Origin of the sequence: Acidovorax sp. 107 (genome assembly GCF_003058055.1) — a bacterium.
Taxonomy (GTDB): Bacteria; Pseudomonadota; Gammaproteobacteria; order Burkholderiales; family Burkholderiaceae_C; genus Acidovorax.
The window spans coordinates 1,111,228-1,127,433 of sequence record NZ_QBTZ01000001.1; the positions used below are offsets into that span (position 1 = coordinate 1,111,228).

The following is a 16,206-nucleotide window of genomic DNA, read 5'->3' on the forward strand; positions in this document are numbered from 1 at the left end:
TCCACAGGGGGCCCACGCAAGTCATGCTGGCACCGCCACCGGCTGCCCCAGTGACCGCAGCACGTCGCGCACCATCTGCGCACGATCCTTGGGCTCTTTCAGCTCGCGCTCAATGCGCAGCTTCTCGTTGCCTGCCAGCTTGATGTGCTTGTTCTTCTGGATCAGCTCGATGATGCGCATCGGGTCGATGGGCGGCTGGGGCTTGAAGGTGATGGTGATGACGCCCGGCGCCGCATCCACCTTCACCACGCCATACGGCTGGCTCAGCACGCGCAGGCGGTGTACGTCGATCAGCGTCTGCGCCTGCGGCGGCAGCTTGCCAAAGCGGTCCACGATCTCTTCGAGCAGGCCGTCGATCTGGTCGGGCGTCTTGGCGGTGGCCAGCTTTTTGTAGAACGACAGGCGCAGGTGCACGTCGCCGCAGTAGTCGTCGGGCAGCAGGGCGGGGGCGTGCAGGTTGATGTCGGTGGTGACGGACAGGGGCGAGAGCAGGTCGGGCTCCTTGCCCGCCTTGAGCGCCTTGACGGCTTCGTTGAGCATCTCGTTATAGAGCTGGAAGCCGACCTCGAGCATGTTGCCGCTCTGGTTCTCGCCCAGCACCTCGCCCGCACCGCGAATCTCCAGGTCGTGCATGGCCAAGTAGAAGCCGCTGCCCAGTTCTTCCATCTGCTGGATGGCTTCCAGCCGCTGCTGCGCCTGCTTGGTCAGGCCGTCCACGTCAGGCACCATCAGGTAGGCGTACGCCTGGTGGTGGCTGCGGCCCACGCGCCCGCGCAGCTGGTGCAACTGCGCCAGGCCGAACTTGTCGGCGCGGCTCATGATGATGGTGTTGGCCGTGGGCACGTCGATGCCGGTCTCGATGATGGTCGAGCACAGCAGGATGTTGTAGCGCTGGGCCACGAAGTCGCGCATCACGCGTTCGAGCTCGCGCTCGGGCATCTGGCCGTGGGCCACGGCGATGCGGGCCTCGGGCAATATCTCTTCGAGCTTCTGGCGGCGGTTCTCGATGGTCTCCACCTCGTTGTGCAAAAAGTAGCACTGCCCGCCGCGCTTCAATTCGCGCAGCACGGCTTCGCGGATCACGCCCGTGCCCTCGTTGCGTACAAAGGTTTTGATCGCCAGGCGCCGTTGCGGCGCGGTGGCGATGACCGACAGGTCGCGCAGCCCTTCGAGCGCCATGCCCAGCGTGCGCGGGATGGGCGTGGCCGTCAGCGTTAGCACGTCCACCTCGGCGCGCAGGGCCTTCATCTGCTCCTTGTGGCGCACGCCAAAGCGGTGCTCCTCGTCGATGATCAAGAGGCCCAGGTTGTGGAACTTGGTGGACTCCGACAGCAGCTTGTGCGTGCCCACCACGATGTCCACCGTGCCGTCGCCGATGCCCTTGATGGCGGCGGTAATCTCCTTGCCCGAACGGAAGCGCGACACCTCGGCCACCTTCACCGGCCACTTGCTGAAGCGGTCCACCAGCGTCTGGTAGTGCTGCTCGGCCAGCAGCGTGGTGGGCGCCAAAAAGGCCACCTGCTTGCCACCCGTGACAGCCACGAAGGCCGCACGCAGCGCCACCTCGGTCTTGCCAAAGCCCACGTCGCCGCAGACCAGGCGGTCCATGGGGCGGGGGCTGATCATGTCCTGGATCACCGCGTGGATGGCGGCGTTCTGGTCGGCCGTTTCATCGAAGCCAAAGTCGTTGGCAAAGGTCTCGTAGTCCTGCGGGCTGTAGCGGAAAGCATGGCCCTGGCGCAGTGCGCGGCGAGCGTAGATGTTGAGCAGCTCGGCCGCGCTGTCGCGCACCTGCTCGGCGGCCTTGCGCTTGGCCTTTTCCCACTGGCCGCTGCCCAGCTTGTGCAGGGGCGCCTCGTCGGCGCTCACTCCGGTGTAGCGGCTGATGAGCTGCAGCTGGCTCACGGGCACATACAGCACCGCCTTGTCGGCGTATTCGAGGTGCAAGAACTCCTGCATGGCGGGCGTGCCATCGGGGTTCTTGTTGCCCACGTCCATGTTGATCAGGCCCCGGTAGCGGCCGATGCCGTGCTGGCTGTGCACCACCGGGTCGCCCAGGGTCAGCTCTGCCAGGTCTTTGATCAGCGCCTCGACATCGCTGACTTGCTCCTGCTTCTTGCGGCGGCGCGTGGTGGGGCCTGCGGCAAACAGCTCCGTCTCGGTCACGAAGTCGATGCCGTCCTCGATCCAGCTAAAGCCCACGGTGAGCCCGGCGGTGGCAATGCCTACCTTTTCGTCAGCCGAACTCTGGAACTCGGCCAGCGAATCGAACGCAGGTGGACTGACCCCGCTGGCGCGCAGAAAGTCGAGCAGGCTCTCGCGCCGGCCATCGCTCTCGGCCAGCAGCAGCACACGGTGCTGGGTGTTGCGGATGTGGGCGTGCAGGCGCGCCAGCGGGTCTTCGGCCCCGCGTACCACCGACAGGTCGCCCAGCTTCTGGAAGTGCGGGTTGTCGTCCACGTCTTCCACGCCGGGGCGGATGGACAGCTGCGCATGTTCCTTGGCGCGCGTGTAGAACTGGTCGGCAGAGAGGAACAGCGCCTCGGGCGGCAGCACAGGTCGTTCGGGGTCGCCCTGCACCAGGCGGAAGCGGTCTTTGGTGTCCTGCCAGAAGCGCTGGAACGCGGGCTCCAGGTCGCCGTGGAGAACCACGGTGGCCTCGCCGCCCAGGTAGTCGAACACGGTGGCCGTGTCGTCAAAGAACAGCGGCAGGTAGTACTCGATGCCCGCCGTGGCCACGCCTGCGCCCATGTCCTTGTAGATGCGGCTCTTGGTCGGGTCGCCTTCCAGCATCTCGCGCCAACGGCTCCTGAACTTGGCGCGCGCGTCGTCGTCCATGGGGAACTCGCGGCCGGGGAGCAGGCGCACTTCGGGCACGGGGTACAGGCTGCGCTGGCTGTCGGGGTCAAACGTGCGGATGCTGTCGATCTCGTCGTCAAACAGATCCACGCGGAACGGCACCAGCGAACCCATGGGGAACAGGTCGATCAGCCCGCCGCGCACGGCATATTCGCCGGGGCTTACGACCTGCGATACATGGCTGTAGCCCGCCAGCGTGAGCTGGGCCTTGAACTTCGCCTCATCGAGCTTTTGCTTGACCTTGAAGTGGAAGGTGTACCCCGCCAGGAAGGAGGGCGGCGCCAGCCGGTACAGCGCTGTGGTGGCGGGCACCAGCACGACATCGGCCTCACCTTGCGAGATGCGCCACAGCGTGGCCAGCCGCTCGCTGATCAGGTCCTGATGCGGGCTGAACGTGTCGTAGGGCAGCGTCTCCCAGTCGGGGAACAGTGCACAGCGCAGGCCGGGCGCAAAGAAGGCCATTTCGTCGATGAGGCGCTGCGCGTCGGTGGCGTCGGCCGTAACGATGGCGGTGGTGCGGCCTGCGGCCTTGTCGCGCTCGGCCAGGCGGGCCAGCAGCAGCGAATCGGCGCTGCCCACAGGGCGGGGCAGGGCAAAGCGTTTTCCGGGGGAGAGTTTGGGCAGTTCCATGCGGACGGGGTGGGGCGTCTGGGCCACCGCATCCCCACGGGCGCGAGGCGCGCACGGGCTGGATGCGAGGCAGCCAAACATTTTAGGTGGTGCGGGCCACTTATGTCCCCGCCTCGGCTGCGGTAGCGGCGGTCCATGTCGTCTGGCACCGTTGGTCCCCCGTGGCTTCGCGTTTGTCCGTCGATGCCCTGGACTACCCGCCAATCCAAGGCGGCGTGTCTACGATCTGCGTGACGCTCTCGGCAAGCAACCGAGGCACGAGCTCGCCGACCCTACTCAGTGTCCGTCAAAAGGAACCCCTTGAACCAACTGACCACGCGCCACGTGCAGGCCCGGCGCATAGACAACGCTCTGAGCGAACTGCTGACCAACGCCCGCCGGGTTGTCCTGGCTGGCCATGCACCACAGGCCCTGGAGGCGCTGACCTTGTTGCTGCAGCCCGACGGGGTATGGCGATTGCCTGCGCACGGTGCGCTGGTCACTCAGGCACAGGGCATGTTGCCCGTTGCGGCCCTGTTGGCAGAGCAGCGCTGCCCCGCCGTCGGCGAGCAGGAGGCCATGGCGTCCCCGCAGCTCGACGACTGGGCTATGGAGCGGGCGCAGCAGCAATTGCGGCAACTGGTGCGGCTGGACCACGAGCAGGCGGGCGCAGCCGGTGAGGGCTGGTCGCCTGACTTCCTGGCCACATTGGTCCGGCGCCGGGGCGGGGCTCACGAGCCGCGCCCCCATTTGGCTTTTGGCGCGTTCTGCCGAGAGGCAGAACTGGTGCTCAAAGACCGGCTGGCGCAGCTGTTTGAGGTGTCGCATGCCGGTGTGGCGGACATCCCCACGGCTCAAGATCTGCTGGCGCTGGGTTTGCCCGAGGACGAGGTGGCCACGATACTGGAGCAACTGCAGTCGGCCGGGCAGATCACCGTGGCGCCAGCGGCCAAGGCCACCGACACCCTGGTCATCGCGCGCGCCGTGGCCGACTACTTGCGCGCCACTGGTTTTGGTGGCGGCCATACCGCGCACGCCCTGTGGCAAGCCTGCTGGCTGCTGCTGGCACAGGAGGGGCGCGGCCACGATGCCATCGAAGTCGCCACGGCGTGGCTGACGCACGACGAGCCCGCCGCTGCCGCCGCGCTGCTGGAATGGGCCGTGGTGCCTGCTACCGCACGTCTGCTGCGGGCGGGTCATTTGGCTCACGCGGTGGGGGTGGACGTCGATGCGGTGTCTCGATGGAGGGCCGAACTGGGCAGGCGCCCGGCATTCGCATCCGCACCACCCGCAGCGGTGGCGGGCACCCCTTCTGAATCGCGAGAAGCTTGGCGGAATCTGATGGAGGGGACGCCCCTGGCAGTGCTCGATTGGTTGCCACTGCCGATTCCTGGGCATGGCGCTGCGGCCAGCGGCGAAATCGCCTGGGCCGCACAGGTGCCTGTCGAGGAGCGCCAGACCTTATGGCATGCGGCGCAGGCGCTGGTGGAGTCGCGCACTGCTCGCTGGCCCGTGATAACCACCTTGTGGTCCGGCGCCACTGACACTTCGGAGGTTGATGCTCTTGCCGATGAGCTGTTCACGCGGTTTCCTTATGAGCAGAGCGGGGCGCGCGATGATGTATCGCCCCGCTACATCGTTGCCGGTGCGCGTGGCATCGATGCCGAGGAGTTGTTGGTCGAGCTGGCGGAAAGTGCCGTGCCCTTGGGCGACGCGGAGCAGTTCGCTGTCTGGTATGGCGAATTGGCTGCTGCGGGCGTGCCCGCCGCGGGTTTGGAGGCTGCCTGGGCCGAGTGCGCGGGGGATCGCCTGCGTTTTGAGCGTTGGCTGGCTTCGCTCGAAAGCACCCACGGTGTGGATGACCCCGCGCGCGGCCACCAAGAGTGTTTTGTTCCTGACAACGCCTGGTTGGTGCTGCTGCCAACACCGCATGCGGAAGAAGCGCTGGCCTATCTGCACTGGTACGCCATGGAGCGGGGCAGCGCCGAAGACTTCATTGCGCTGCTACGCCGCTGGCGCGAGCGCCATGGCGCCGAACTATGGGCCCACTATGGCACCATGCTTGAATTCGAGGTGAGCGAGCCGCCGCAGAATATGGACAGCGCCTTGGCGCTGGCGCGCGAGCATGACCTGGCCGCGCCCTGCACCCTGGCCCTGCCGGGCATCCCCCTGCGCCACCACGCGCTGGGACTGGTGGGGCACAACACCTGGTTTCTGCATGAGCGGCCATGATCGTCCTGGCATCGTCTGCCCGCGGCCCAACGGTGGTGTCCCTTCTAGAATAAGCGCCCCATGACCATCGACCCGTTGTTGCAACCTGCGCTCGCTGCCTCCTACGCGCCCACGTCTTCGCAGGGGCGTTTTTGGGCGCTGGTGCCCTGTGCGGGAACGGGTTCGCGCGCTGTGGCGACACCGGCCACCCTTGCAGCGGGCTCAACCCTCTCGGCTTTTGGCGCGCTGGCTGGCACTGCTGACGAGTCTGCGGTGCGGCCGCCGTTGCCCAAGCAATACCACTTGGTGGCTGGCCACCCCATGGTGCTGCACACGTTGGCCGCCTTTGCTGGCGTGGGGCGCCTGCTGGGTACGCTGGTGGCTGTGGCACCGGGGGATCGCTTTCTGGATGCCCATGCCCACCCTGCGTTTTTTATGGTCGAGTGCGGCGGCCCTACGCGCGCCGACACGGTGCTGGGCGGCCTCAAGGCGCTGCTGGAGCGCGGTGCGCAGCCTGGTGACTGGGTGCTGGTGCATGACGCTGCGCGCTGCCTGGTGACCTCCGGGCAGATTGATGCACTCGTCGACCAGTGCGCGGGTGACAGTGTGGGAGGCCTCCTGGCGCACAAGCTGGCCGACACGCTCAAGACCTCTATCGACGGCCCGGGCGGCGTGCGCGTGGCCTCTACCGTGGACCGCAGCGACAAGTGGCTGGCGCAGACGCCGCAGATGTTTCGCATTGGCCCGCTGATGGAGGCGATCGACAAGGTGGGCTCCAATGTCACCGACGAGGCCAGCGCCATGGAGGCCATGGGGTTTCACCCCCGGCTGGTGCCCGGCGGGGCACAGAATTTCAAGGTCACCTACCCGGACGATTTCGCGCTGGCCGCTGCCGTGCTGGCCCAGCGGGCGCACAGTACCACGCTGGAGCGTTTTGGCGGCGAGCGGGGGCAGGTGAGCACGGCACCCGGCAAGAAGAATCTTTTTTAGCCTGGCGCAGGGCGCCACGGGCACGACCGCCGCGGGCCGACTGCAGTGCGCAGCAAGGTGCCCATCAGGCGGGCCCTGCGACCCCACCGACAAATACCCATAAAGGCAGACAGATGAATTTCAGGATTGGAGAGGGCTGGGACGTACACGCGCTGGTGCCCGGCCGCCGGTTGGTGATTGGCGGTGTGGAGATCGCCCACCCGACGGGCCTGCTGGGCCACTCGGACGCCGACGTGCTGCTGCACGCCATCACCGATGCACTGCTGGGCGCTGCGGCTCTGGGAGACATTGGCAGCCATTTCCCCGATACCGACGCTGCGTTTCGTGGCGCAGATTCGGGTGTGCTGCTGGCCGAGGCGGCGCGGCGGGTGCGCGCAGCGGGCTTTGAGATCGGCAACATCGACAGCACGGTCGTCGCGCAGGCCCCGCGTCTGGCGGCGCACATCCCCGGCATGCTGGCCGTCATTGCCCGCGCGTTGGGCGTGACCGAAGGGCAGGTGAATGTGAAAGCCAAGACGGCCGAGCGCTTGGGCCCGGTGGGGCAGGGCCTGGCCATGGAAGCGCGGGCGGTAGCGCTGGTCTACCGTACATAGGCGGCCCTGGCGGAGCCCAGCCGCTCAAGCGCTTAGCTGCTGCAACGCTCCACGATGGAAAAGCCGATGTCCACCACAGACTGGATGACGGCCTTGCCCTCGGCCCGATCGGCGATCCACTGAGCCGCTGTCTGGCCCATGCGTGTGCCATCGATGCGCACGGTGGACAGGGCTGGGCTGACGGTCTCGGCAAAGTCAATATCGCCGAACCCCACGACGGCCAGTTGCTGGGGTACCCCAATGCCGCGCACCTGCGCTTCGGTGAGCACGCCCAGTGCCAGCATGTCCGAACTGCAGAACACCGCGTCGATGTCGGGCACATCGGCCAGCAGCGCAGCCAGCCCCGCGCGGCCGTCTGCATGGGTGGTGGGCGATTTGCCCAGCCGCACGGCGGGCGGGCGCAGGCCCAGGCGCAGGGCGGCCGCTTCAAAACCCTGGGCTCGTCGCGCGGCGCGTTCGTCACCGCCACTGAGCAACGCCAACCGCTGCCGCCCCTTGACAAACAGGTGCTCGCACACGGCGGCGCCCAGCGCTTCGTGGCGCAGGCCCACCAGCATGTCGATGGGGGTGTCGGTGAAGTCCCAGGTTTCCACCACGGGAATGCCCGAGGCCATCAGCAGCCGCCGCCCATCGGGCGAGTGCATGACCCCCGTGAGCACGATTCCGTCGGGCCGCCGTCCGACGATCGCGCGCAGCAGTTCGTCTTCGCGTGAATGCGCGTAGCCCACCTGGCCCACCATGACCTGAAAGCCGCGCTGCTCCAGCGCATCGGTGAGGGCCTGCACCATTTCACCGAACAGCGGCCCTGTGAGTGTTGGCACCAGTGCGGTGACCACGTGGCTGCGTGCCGAACGCAGCCCGCCCGCCACCAGGTTGGGCACGTAGCCCAGGGCAGACACCGCTTCCTGAACACGTTCCCGCGTCCGCTCAGACACCTGCTGCGGCGTGTTGATGGCGCGCGAGACCGTGATCATCGACACGCCTGCCCGTTCGGCTACTTCGCGCAGCGTGACGGCAGGGCGATCACGGCCGGTGAGCGGGGCGGGGCGGGCCGGGTCAGAAGCGTGCATGGGGGTGGAGTCTAAAGGGGTAACGCGCCCGGTCGGTGTTGCTTGCAACGCCGCGCAAGGTCTGTGAGGCAGGAGATTGTTGAATAAGGGTTTTTCCTATGTTGTCTGATGATGTTAACGTTAACATTTGCGTATTCCGCTGACATTTTGCCGATTCAGGTCATAAACATCCAGCTTGTACGACCTTTTGCTTTCTTCCTAACCACCGCCTGCTTTTCACCATGACCCCGCAAGAACTCAAAACCATCATGGGCTCCGGCCTGCTCTCGTTCCCCATCACCGACTTCGACGAGCAGGGCAACTTCCGCCCCAAGACCTACATCGAGCGCCTGGAGTGGCTGGCCCCCTATGGCGCCAGCGCCCTGTTTGCCGCCGGCGGCACGGGCGAATACTTCTCGCTCTCGGGCCCCGAGTACAGCGAGGTCATCAAGACGGCGGTGGAGACCTGCCGGGGCAAGGTGCCCATCATTGCCGGTGCCGGTGGCCCCACCCGCACGGCCATTGCCCATGCGCAAGAGGCCGAGCGCCTGGGTGCCCACGGCATCCTGCTGCTGCCGCACTACCTGACCGAAGCCGGGCAGGAAGGCCTGATCGAGCATGTGGCCCAGGTTTGCAACAGCGTGAAGTTCGGTGTGATCGTCTACAACCGTGACCGCACCAAGCTCACGGCCGAGTCCCTGGCCATCCTGGCCGAGCGTTGTCCGAACCTGGTGGGGTTCAAGGATGGTGTGGGCAATATCGAGACCATGTCGTCCATCTACATGAAGCTGGGGGACCGTTTCTCGTACCTGGGCGGCCTGCCCACGGCCGAGGTGTATGCAGCCGCCTACAAGGCGCTGGGCACGCCGGTGTATTCGTCAGCCGTCTTCAACTTCATTCCGAAGACCGCGATGGAGTTCTACCAGGCGGTGGCGAGTGACGACACGGCCACGCAGCACCGGCTGCTCAAGTCGTTCTTCATGCCGTACCTGGCCATCCGCAACCGGGTAGAGGGCTATGGGGTGTCGATCATCAAGGCGGGTGCGCGCATCGTGGGCCATGACGGTGGGCCGGTGCGGGCGCCGCTGGTGGACCTCAAGCCCAGCGAGATGGAAGAGCTCAAGGCGCTGATTGACAAGCTCGGGCCGCAGTAACGACGGGCCACACCCCCCGCAGAAATCCAAGGATCGAGGCCCCGCAAGAGGGCCACCGACCGCCACCCATTACCTCCGGAGACTTTCACCATGTTCATGAAGAAATTGCTGCTGGTTGCCAGCGCCTGCAGTCTGGCCTTGGCCGCATCGGCCCAGACCGGCACCCCTGCCGCTTGGCCTGAAAAGCCTGTCACGATCGTTGTTCCCTTCCCTGCAGGCGGTTCCACCGACATGGTGGCCCGTGCCATGGCCGTGAACATGGGTGACAAGCTGGGCCAGAACTTCGTGGTGGACAACCGCCCCGGTGCCACGGGCACGCTGGGGGCCGGCATGGTCAAACGCGCGCCGGCCGATGGCTACACGCTGCTGGTGTCTTCACTCGGTGCCTTCGTCGTGGCGCCGCACCTGCTGAAGACCGTGCCGTACGACGCGCTCAAGGATTTCGACTACATCACCGTGCCCGTGCAGGCACCCAATGTGCTGGTGGCAGCCCCGGGCCAGAAGGCGCGCACCGTGAAGGAGGTGATCGCCCAGCTCAAGGCCAACCCGGGCAAGGTGAGTTTTGCGAGCTCGGGCAATGGTTCGTCGGACCACCTCTCGGCCGAAGTGTTCTGGCAGCAAAGCGGCACTGAGGGCCTGCACATCCCCTACAAGGGCGGCGCACCGGCCATCAACGACCTGCTGGGCGGGCAGGTGGAGTTCTCGTTCCAGAACGTGAACGCGGTGCTGCAGCACATCCGTGCGGGCAAGCTGCATGCCATTGCCGTCACCGGCGACAAGCGCAGCCCCGTGCTGCCCGACGTGCCCACCCTGGCCGAGGCTGGCGTGGCCGGTGCCGAGGTGTACTCGTGGCAGGGCATGGCCGCGCCCAAGGGCCTGCCGCCAGCAATCAAGAAGAAGCTGTCGGACGCCGCTATCGCCGCCATCAACGACCCTGCCGTGAAAAAGCGCATGCTGGACCAGGGCCTGGAGATTGTGGGCAGCACGCCCGAAGCCTTCACTGCCTACCAAGCGCGCGAATTCGCCCGTTGGAAGACCGTGATCGAAACCCGAAAGATCACCGCTGATTGAGTTCTACCAGGGGCGCCTTTGTGTTCCCCATTCTCGTTTCCCGAACACCATGACCAACTCTTCCCATCCTTCTGCCACCAGCACCCCCCTCATCACCGAGCTGCGCGTGGTGCCCGTGGCGGGCCACGACAGCATGCTCATGAACCTGAGCGGCGCGCACGGCCCGTTCTTCACACGCAACCTGCTCATCTTGCGTGACAGCGCAGGCAACACCGGGGTGGGCGAGGTACCTGGCGGCGAGAAGATCCGCCAGACCATCGAGGACGCGCGCCCGTTGATCGTGGGCCAGCCCGTGGGCCACCACAACGCCGTGCTCAATGCCATGCGCGCCCAGTTTGCCGACCGCGATGCGGGCGGGCGCGGCCTGCAGACCTTTGACCTGCGCATCACCATCCATGCCGTGACGGCGGTGGAATCGGCCTTTCTCGATCTGCTGGGCCAGCACCTGGGCGTGCCCGTGGCCGCGCTGCTGGGCGACGGCGTGCAGCGCACCTCGGTGCAGATGCTGGGCTACCTGTTCTATGTGGGCGACCGTACCCAAACCGACCTGGCCTACCGCACCGAGCCTGGCGCCGACAACGACTGGTTCCGCCTGCGCAACGAAAAGGCCATGAATGCCGAGGGCATCGTGCGCCTGGCCGAGGCCGCGTACCAGCGCTACGGCTTTGCAGACTTCAAGCTCAAGGGCGGTGTGCTGCGGGGCGAGGAAGAGGTCGAGGCCATCCGCGCGCTGCACGAGCGTTTCCCAGACGCGCGCGTGACGCTGGACCCCAACGGTGGCTGGCTGCTGAAAGATGCCATCCGCATCACGCGCGACCTGCATGGCGTGATGGCCTATGCCGAAGACCCCTGCGGCGCCGAAGGCGTGTTCTCGGGCCGTGAGGTGATGGCCGAGTTCCGCCGCGCCACGGGCCTGCCCACCGCTACCAACATGGTGGCCACAGACTGGCGCGAAATGGCGCACAGCCTGGCCCTGCAGTCGGTGGACATCCCTCTGGCTGACCCGCACTTTTGGACCATGGCGGGGTCGGTGCGCGTGGCGCAGATGTGCCAGGCCTTTGGCCTGACCTGGGGCTCGCATTCCAACAACCACTTCGACGTGTCGCTGGCCATGTTCACCCACGTGGGCGCCGCCGCCCCGGGCCGCGTGACGGCCATCGACACGCACTGGATCTGGCAGGACGGCGAGCGTCTGACCAAACAGCCGTTCCAGATCAAGAATGGTTTCATTGACCTGCCCCAAAAGCCCGGCTTGGGCGTGGAACTGGACATGGACGAGGTGGAGCGCGCGCACCGCCTGTATTTGCAGCATGGCCTGGGCGCACGCGACGATGCGATGGCAATGCAGTACCTGATTCCAGGCTGGAAGTTCAACAACAAGTCGCCCTGTATGGTGCGTTGAAGCCGGGCACCGCGTGACCGAGGCCGCCCTGCGGTACCGAGGTCCGGCAAAAAAAAGCCCTCCAGTGGAGGGCTTTTTGCATGGCCCGGGGCCGGGTATTTGTATTACGCCACCCGGTCCTCCGCCCGCCGCCGGGGCAGCTGGCGCTTGACGGAGGGCCGTTGCAGGCGCTGCTTGGGGTCCGTGCCTTCTGGCAGGCTGGTGGCACGCTGCAGTTGCAGGTGGGCTACCAGGCCGCCGGTGCTGGAGTTGGCCAGCGCAAAAATGCCGCCCATGCGCTGCACCGTCTTGTCCACAATCGACAGCCCCAGGCCCGCACCCGCCGCTGCAGTGCGCGCCGAGTCGCCTCGGAAGAACGGCTTGGTGAGGTTGGACAGTTGCTCGGGCGGCACGCCAGGCCCATGGTCGCGCAGCTTGATGAGCACCCAGTTCTCGCGGCTTTTGGCTGCAATGTCCACGTTGGTGATGCCCGTGTCATTGTTCTTGCCATAGCGCCTGGCGTTTTCCAGCAGGTTGGAGATCACCCGCGCCAGTTCCACTTCGTCCGCCAGCACGTTCAGGTCTTCAGGCACCGCCATGGTGATCTGCAGCTCGCGGTGGTCTTGCACCGCGTACACACACGATGACACCACCGCATGCAGGTTCACAGGCGTGAGCGTCACGTGGTCGGGCCGTGCGTAGTCCAGGAACTTGTCGATGGTGGCGTCGAGCTGAACGATGTCGGCCACCATGTGCTCGCGGGCCACTTCGTCGGTCACGCTCATCTCGGTTTCGAGCCGCAGGCGCGCCAGGGGCGTGCGCAAGTCGTGCGAAATGCCTGCCAGCATCACGGCGCGGTCCTGCTCCAGCTTGGCCAGCTTTTGGGCCATGCGGTTGAAGCCGATGTTCACCTCGCGGATTTCGCTGGTCACCACTTCTTCGTCGAGGTGGCTGGCAGCAAAGTCACCGTCTTTGACCCGGTTGGCCGCATACGACAGCTGCTTGAGCGGGCGGTTGATGAGCCGCGCAATCGCAGCGGCACCGGCCAGCGACAGCGCGGCGGCCGTGATCAGCCAGATCAGCCAGGTGCGCCCGCCCGCCGGGCTGAAGCGCGAACGATCCATCAGCAGCCAGTTGGGGTCGCCATTGATGTTGAAGCCGACCCACAGGCCGTTTTCTCCGTTCACGCTTTGCGCCACGATGGTGTCCGGGCCCAGGCGCATGGTCAGCTCGTCGGTCAGGCGGTTGCCCAGGGCCGTCGGGTCGAGCAGTGCGTATTTGTCCTTGGGCTCGCGCGGCAGGATGCGGACCCCTTCCTGGTCGGCCATGGTCTTGATCAGCGACACGCGCGCGATGGCGTCGGAGTGCACCAGCGCCGCGCGGCTCAGGTTGACCAGCGACGCAATCTGCTGTGCTGTCTGCAGCGTGCGCGGTTCAAACTCCAGCGCGCGCAGGGTCTGCAGCCACGCCAGGATGCTGCCCACCAGCAGCAGCGCGAGCAAAAAGAACGTGCGCCAGAAAAGGTTCAGACCCACGCGCGCACGTTGTTCCCGTGCCCGCCGAATGGCCTCCAGCGGGGCGGGGCTGGTAGCGTCGGAGGGGGCGGTGACAGACATTCGGGACGAAGATCTGGGCTTGCCCTCGGTGTTGGCCATGGGCTATCAGCTCGTTCCGTCCGGCACAAACACGTAGCCCACACCCCAGACGGTCTGGATGTAGCGGGGCGCTGCGGCGTCCACTTCCACCAGCTTGCGCAGGCGCGAGACCTGCACGTCCAGGCTGCGGTCAAAGGGCTCGAACTCGCGGCCGCGTGCCAGCAGCGCCAGCTTTTCGCGCGACAGGGGCTGGCGCGGGTGGCGCACCAGGGCCTTGAGCATGGCGAATTCGCCAGTGGTCAGGGGCAGCTCTTCGCCGTTGCGCTGCAGCGCGCGCGTGCCCAGGTCGAAGGTGAAGGGGCCAAAGGTGACGACTTCGTTGTCGCCCGAGGGGGCGCCCGGGGCTTCTTGAGCGGGGCGGCGGCGCAGCACGGCGTGGATGCGGGCGAGCAGCTCGCGGGGGTTGAAGGGCTTGCCCAGGTAGTCGTCGGCACCCACTTCGAGGCCCACGATGCGGTCCACGTCCTCGCCCTTGGCGGTGAGCATGATGATGGGGGTGCGGTCATTGGCAGCGCGCAGGCGGCGGCAGATCGACAGACCGTCTTCGCCGGGCATCATCAGGTCCAGCACGATGATGTCCACCGTTTCGCGCAGCAGCAGGCGGTTGAGGGCCTTGCCGTCTTCGGCAACCATGACTTCAAAACCCTCTTGGGTGAGGTAGCGGCGCAGCAGGTCGCGGATGCGGGCGTCGTCGTCCACTACCAGAACTTTGTCGGTGCGATTGGGTGTTGTGGCCATGTTGATCTCAAGTCCAATTTGTAACAGAGCCAATTCTGACCAGTTGGAACGCCGAAGTTCGGGTTTGAGGGCCGGGTTTGACCAACTGTTACAAGTTTTGCCCAGCTTCGCACCTCGTGCGACAGGGCTTTGTCAAGGGCGTAGCGCACTGCGGTTAAGGTGGTGCCCCGCACCCCTGGCAACCGGGGCGTGCACCGATGACAAGGACCGCGTGATGATGAAAAATACTACCAAATTGATAGCTATATGCTCAATGATTACCTGCGCTAGCGGCGTTTTTGCCCAAAATGCACCCGCCCCTGAGCTGCGCAACGTGGTGCAGCTGTCGGCCACGGGCACGGTGGAGGTGCAGCAAGACCTGCTGGTGCTCAACCTTGCCACCAGCAAGGAGGCCGCCGATGCCGCTACCGTACAAACCCAACTCAAGCAGGCGCTGGATGCTGCACTGACCGAGGCAAAGCGCAATGCGCAGCCCGGACAGCTGGACGTGCGCACCGGTCCGTTCGGGCTTTACCCACGCTACGGCAAGGACGGCAAGATCAACGGCTGGCAGGGACGTGCCGAACTGGTGCTGGAGGGGCGTGACTTTGCACGCATCACGGCCACTGCCGGCAAGATTCAGACCCTGACCATCAGCCAGGTCGCGTTTGGCCTGTCGCGCGAAGCACGCGCCAAGGTGGAGTCCGAGGCACAGACCCAGGCCATCGAGCAGTTCAAGGCCCGTGCGGCCGAGCTGGCCAAGGGTTTTGGATTTGCCAACTACAGCCTGCGCGAAGTGGCCGTGAACAGCAATGAGATGTCGCCCGGCCCTCGGCCCCGCATGATGGCCGCCGAGGCCAAGGCGGCGTCTTTTTCAGACTCTGCCGTGCCGGTCGAAGCGGGCAAGGCCCAGGTCACGGTGAACGTGTCGGGCTCGGTGCAGATGCGCTGAGGCCCCTGCGCCACTGGGTGAGGCCTGTTTGAAGTAAAAATGGCTGCAAGCGCTAGTGCAATAAGCGCTGGCAGCTATCAAAAATAGAGCTAAATGCTCTGTGCCGGCTCCGCGCAGGCTTACTGCGCAGCCCAGCCCCCGTCCATGTTCCAGGCCACACCGCGCACGTTGTTGGCCGCGGGGGAGCAGAAGAACACGGCCAGTTCGCCCAGCTCTTCGGGCGTGGTGAACTGCATCGAAGGCTCCTTCTCGCCCAGCAGCAGCTTCTTGGCCTCTTCGTTCGAGATGCCGTGTTCGGCGGCCTTGGCGTCCACCTGCTTTTGAACCAGCGGCGTCAGCACCCAGCCGGGGCAGATGGCGTTGCAGGTCACACCGGTGGCGGCGTTTTCCAGCGCGGTGACCTTGGTCAGGCCCACGATGCCGTGCTTGGCGGCTACATAGGCGGACTTCTGGGCCGAGCCCACCAGCCCGTGTACCGACGCCACATTGATGATGCGGCCCCAGTTGGCGCTCTTCATCGCGGGCAGGGCCAGGCGCGAGGTGTGGAAGGCGCTGGTCAGGTTGATGGCGATGATGGCGTCCCAGCGTTCGACGGGGAAGTTCTCGACATTGGCCACATGCTGGATGCCTGCGTTGTTGACCAGGATGTCCACGCGGCCGAACTGGCTGGCGCTGTACTTCATCATGTCTTCGATGTCGGCCGCCCGGCTCATGTCGGCGCCGTGATAGGCCACCTGGGCGCCCGCGGCCTCACCGGCGGCCAGTACTTCGGCACGGGGGCCATCCACATCGCCAAAGCCGTTAAGCACGATGTTGGCACCCTGGCGCGCCAGGGCCTTGGCGATGCCAAGACCAATGCCGCTGGTGGAGCCGGTGACGAGGGCAGTTTTGCCTTTCAGCATGGGAGTCTCTCCGAATGAATTACGATGCGACGACAAGAAAAAGTCGGCACTCAAGGGCAAGCG

The 16,206-nt window shown here is 65.9% G+C and carries 12 protein-coding genes; 7 read left to right on the forward strand and 5 right to left on the reverse strand.

The genetic code is table 11. The annotated features are described in order from the left end of the window. Positions 1 to 21: 21 nt before the first annotated feature. Positions 22 to 3,489 carry a transcription-repair coupling factor gene (mfd, locus tag C8C99_RS05290; RefSeq protein ID WP_108625160.1) on the reverse strand — a complete coding sequence of 1,156 codons (3,468 nt, stop codon included), beginning with the start codon at positions 3,487 to 3,489 and terminating at the stop codon, positions 22 to 24. Between the two features lie 300 nt (positions 3,490 to 3,789). On the opposite strand from mfd, the gene C8C99_RS05295 reads away from it, so the two are divergent. From C8C99_RS05295 to ispF, 3 genes are all read left to right on the forward strand, one after another. Further along, the gene (locus C8C99_RS05295) at positions 3,790 to 5,700 is read left to right on the forward strand and encodes a DUF4253 domain-containing protein (RefSeq protein WP_108625161.1); all 1,911 of its coding nucleotides are present in this window, start codon (positions 3,790 to 3,792) and stop codon (positions 5,698 to 5,700) included. Between the two features lie 60 nt (positions 5,701 to 5,760). Beyond that, positions 5,761 to 6,669: a 2-C-methyl-D-erythritol 4-phosphate cytidylyltransferase gene (locus tag C8C99_RS05300; RefSeq protein ID WP_199226327.1), complete on the forward strand. Its 909-nt coding sequence runs from the start codon at positions 5,761 to 5,763 to the stop codon at positions 6,667 to 6,669. A gap of 113 nt (positions 6,670 to 6,782) precedes the next feature. Then, on the forward strand, positions 6,783 to 7,262 hold the full coding sequence (ispF, locus tag C8C99_RS05305; protein WP_056638431.1) for a 2-C-methyl-D-erythritol 2,4-cyclodiphosphate synthase: 480 nt from the start codon (positions 6,783 to 6,785) through the stop codon (positions 7,260 to 7,262). Positions 7,263 to 7,294: 32 nt separating this feature from the next. Here the strand turns inward: ispF and C8C99_RS05310 are convergent, their stop codons facing one another. Beyond that, the gene (locus C8C99_RS05310) at positions 7,295 to 8,332 is read right to left on the reverse strand and encodes a LacI family DNA-binding transcriptional regulator (protein ID WP_056638434.1); all 1,038 of its coding nucleotides are present in this window, start codon (positions 8,330 to 8,332) and stop codon (positions 7,295 to 7,297) included. Positions 8,333 to 8,553: 221 nt separating this feature from the next. Here C8C99_RS05310 and kdgD point away from each other — a divergent pair, with 221 nt between their 5' ends. From kdgD to gudD, 3 genes are all read left to right on the forward strand, one after another. Further along, entirely contained in the window at positions 8,554 to 9,465 is a 912-nt protein-coding gene (kdgD, locus tag C8C99_RS05315) for a 5-dehydro-4-deoxyglucarate dehydratase (protein ID WP_108625162.1), read from the forward strand. A gap of 96 nt (positions 9,466 to 9,561) precedes the next feature. Then, positions 9,562 to 10,536: a tripartite tricarboxylate transporter substrate binding protein gene (locus tag C8C99_RS05320; protein WP_056642690.1), complete on the forward strand. Its 975-nt coding sequence runs from the start codon at positions 9,562 to 9,564 to the stop codon at positions 10,534 to 10,536. A gap of 49 nt (positions 10,537 to 10,585) precedes the next feature. Continuing rightward, positions 10,586 to 11,938 carry a glucarate dehydratase gene (gudD, locus tag C8C99_RS05325; protein WP_056642675.1) on the forward strand — a complete coding sequence of 451 codons (1,353 nt, stop codon included), beginning with the start codon at positions 10,586 to 10,588 and terminating at the stop codon, positions 11,936 to 11,938. A gap of 104 nt (positions 11,939 to 12,042) precedes the next feature. Here gudD and C8C99_RS05330 read toward each other — a convergent pair whose 3' ends face one another. Both C8C99_RS05330 and ompR read right to left on the reverse strand, forming a co-directional pair. Further along, on the reverse strand, positions 12,043 to 13,533 hold the full coding sequence (locus C8C99_RS05330) for a sensor histidine kinase (protein ID WP_056642672.1): 1,491 nt from the start codon (positions 13,531 to 13,533) through the stop codon (positions 12,043 to 12,045). Positions 13,534 to 13,578: 45 nt separating this feature from the next. Next, positions 13,579 to 14,310: a two-component system response regulator OmpR gene (gene ompR, locus C8C99_RS05335; RefSeq protein WP_015014739.1), complete on the reverse strand. Its 732-nt coding sequence runs from the start codon at positions 14,308 to 14,310 to the stop codon at positions 13,579 to 13,581. Between the two features lie 217 nt (positions 14,311 to 14,527). Between ompR and C8C99_RS05340 the strand changes: the two genes are divergently transcribed. Continuing rightward, positions 14,528 to 15,241, forward strand: a complete 714-nt coding sequence (locus C8C99_RS05340; RefSeq protein ID WP_108627051.1) for an SIMPL domain-containing protein — start codon at positions 14,528 to 14,530, stop codon at positions 15,239 to 15,241. A 119-nt stretch (positions 15,242 to 15,360) separates the two neighbouring features. Here the strand turns inward: C8C99_RS05340 and C8C99_RS05345 are convergent, their stop codons facing one another. Continuing rightward, a complete protein-coding gene (locus tag C8C99_RS05345) occupies positions 15,361 to 16,143 on the reverse strand; it encodes a 3-hydroxybutyrate dehydrogenase (protein ID WP_108625163.1) in 783 nt (260 codons plus the stop codon). Positions 16,144 to 16,206: the final 63 nt, after the last annotated feature.

Excerpts from the sequence above, each read along its gene's own strand:
- mfd (WP_108625160.1), bottom strand. The coding sequence starts at position 3,489 with ATGGAACTGCCCAAACTCTCCCCCGGAAAACGCTTTGCCCTGCCCCGC.
- C8C99_RS05300 (WP_199226327.1), top strand. The coding sequence starts at position 5,761 with ATGACCATCGACCCGTTGTTGCAACCTGCGCTCGCTGCCTCCTACGCG.
- ispF (WP_056638431.1), top strand. The coding sequence starts at position 6,783 with ATGAATTTCAGGATTGGAGAGGGCTGGGACGTACACGCGCTGGTGCCC.
- C8C99_RS05310 (WP_056638434.1), bottom strand. The coding sequence starts at position 8,332 with ATGCACGCTTCTGACCCGGCCCGCCCCGCCCCGCTCACCGGCCGTGAT.
- kdgD (WP_108625162.1), top strand. The coding sequence starts at position 8,554 with ATGACCCCGCAAGAACTCAAAACCATCATGGGCTCCGGCCTGCTCTCG.
- C8C99_RS05320 (WP_056642690.1), top strand. The coding sequence starts at position 9,562 with ATGAAGAAATTGCTGCTGGTTGCCAGCGCCTGCAGTCTGGCCTTGGCC.
- gudD (WP_056642675.1), top strand. The coding sequence starts at position 10,586 with ATGACCAACTCTTCCCATCCTTCTGCCACCAGCACCCCCCTCATCACC.
- C8C99_RS05330 (WP_056642672.1), bottom strand. The coding sequence starts at position 13,533 with ATGTCTGTCACCGCCCCCTCCGACGCTACCAGCCCCGCCCCGCTGGAG.
- ompR (WP_015014739.1), bottom strand. The coding sequence starts at position 14,310 with ATGGCCACAACACCCAATCGCACCGACAAAGTTCTGGTAGTGGACGAC.
- C8C99_RS05340 (WP_108627051.1), top strand. The coding sequence starts at position 14,528 with ATGAAAAATACTACCAAATTGATAGCTATATGCTCAATGATTACCTGC.
- C8C99_RS05345 (WP_108625163.1), bottom strand. The coding sequence starts at position 16,143 with ATGCTGAAAGGCAAAACTGCCCTCGTCACCGGCTCCACCAGCGGCATT.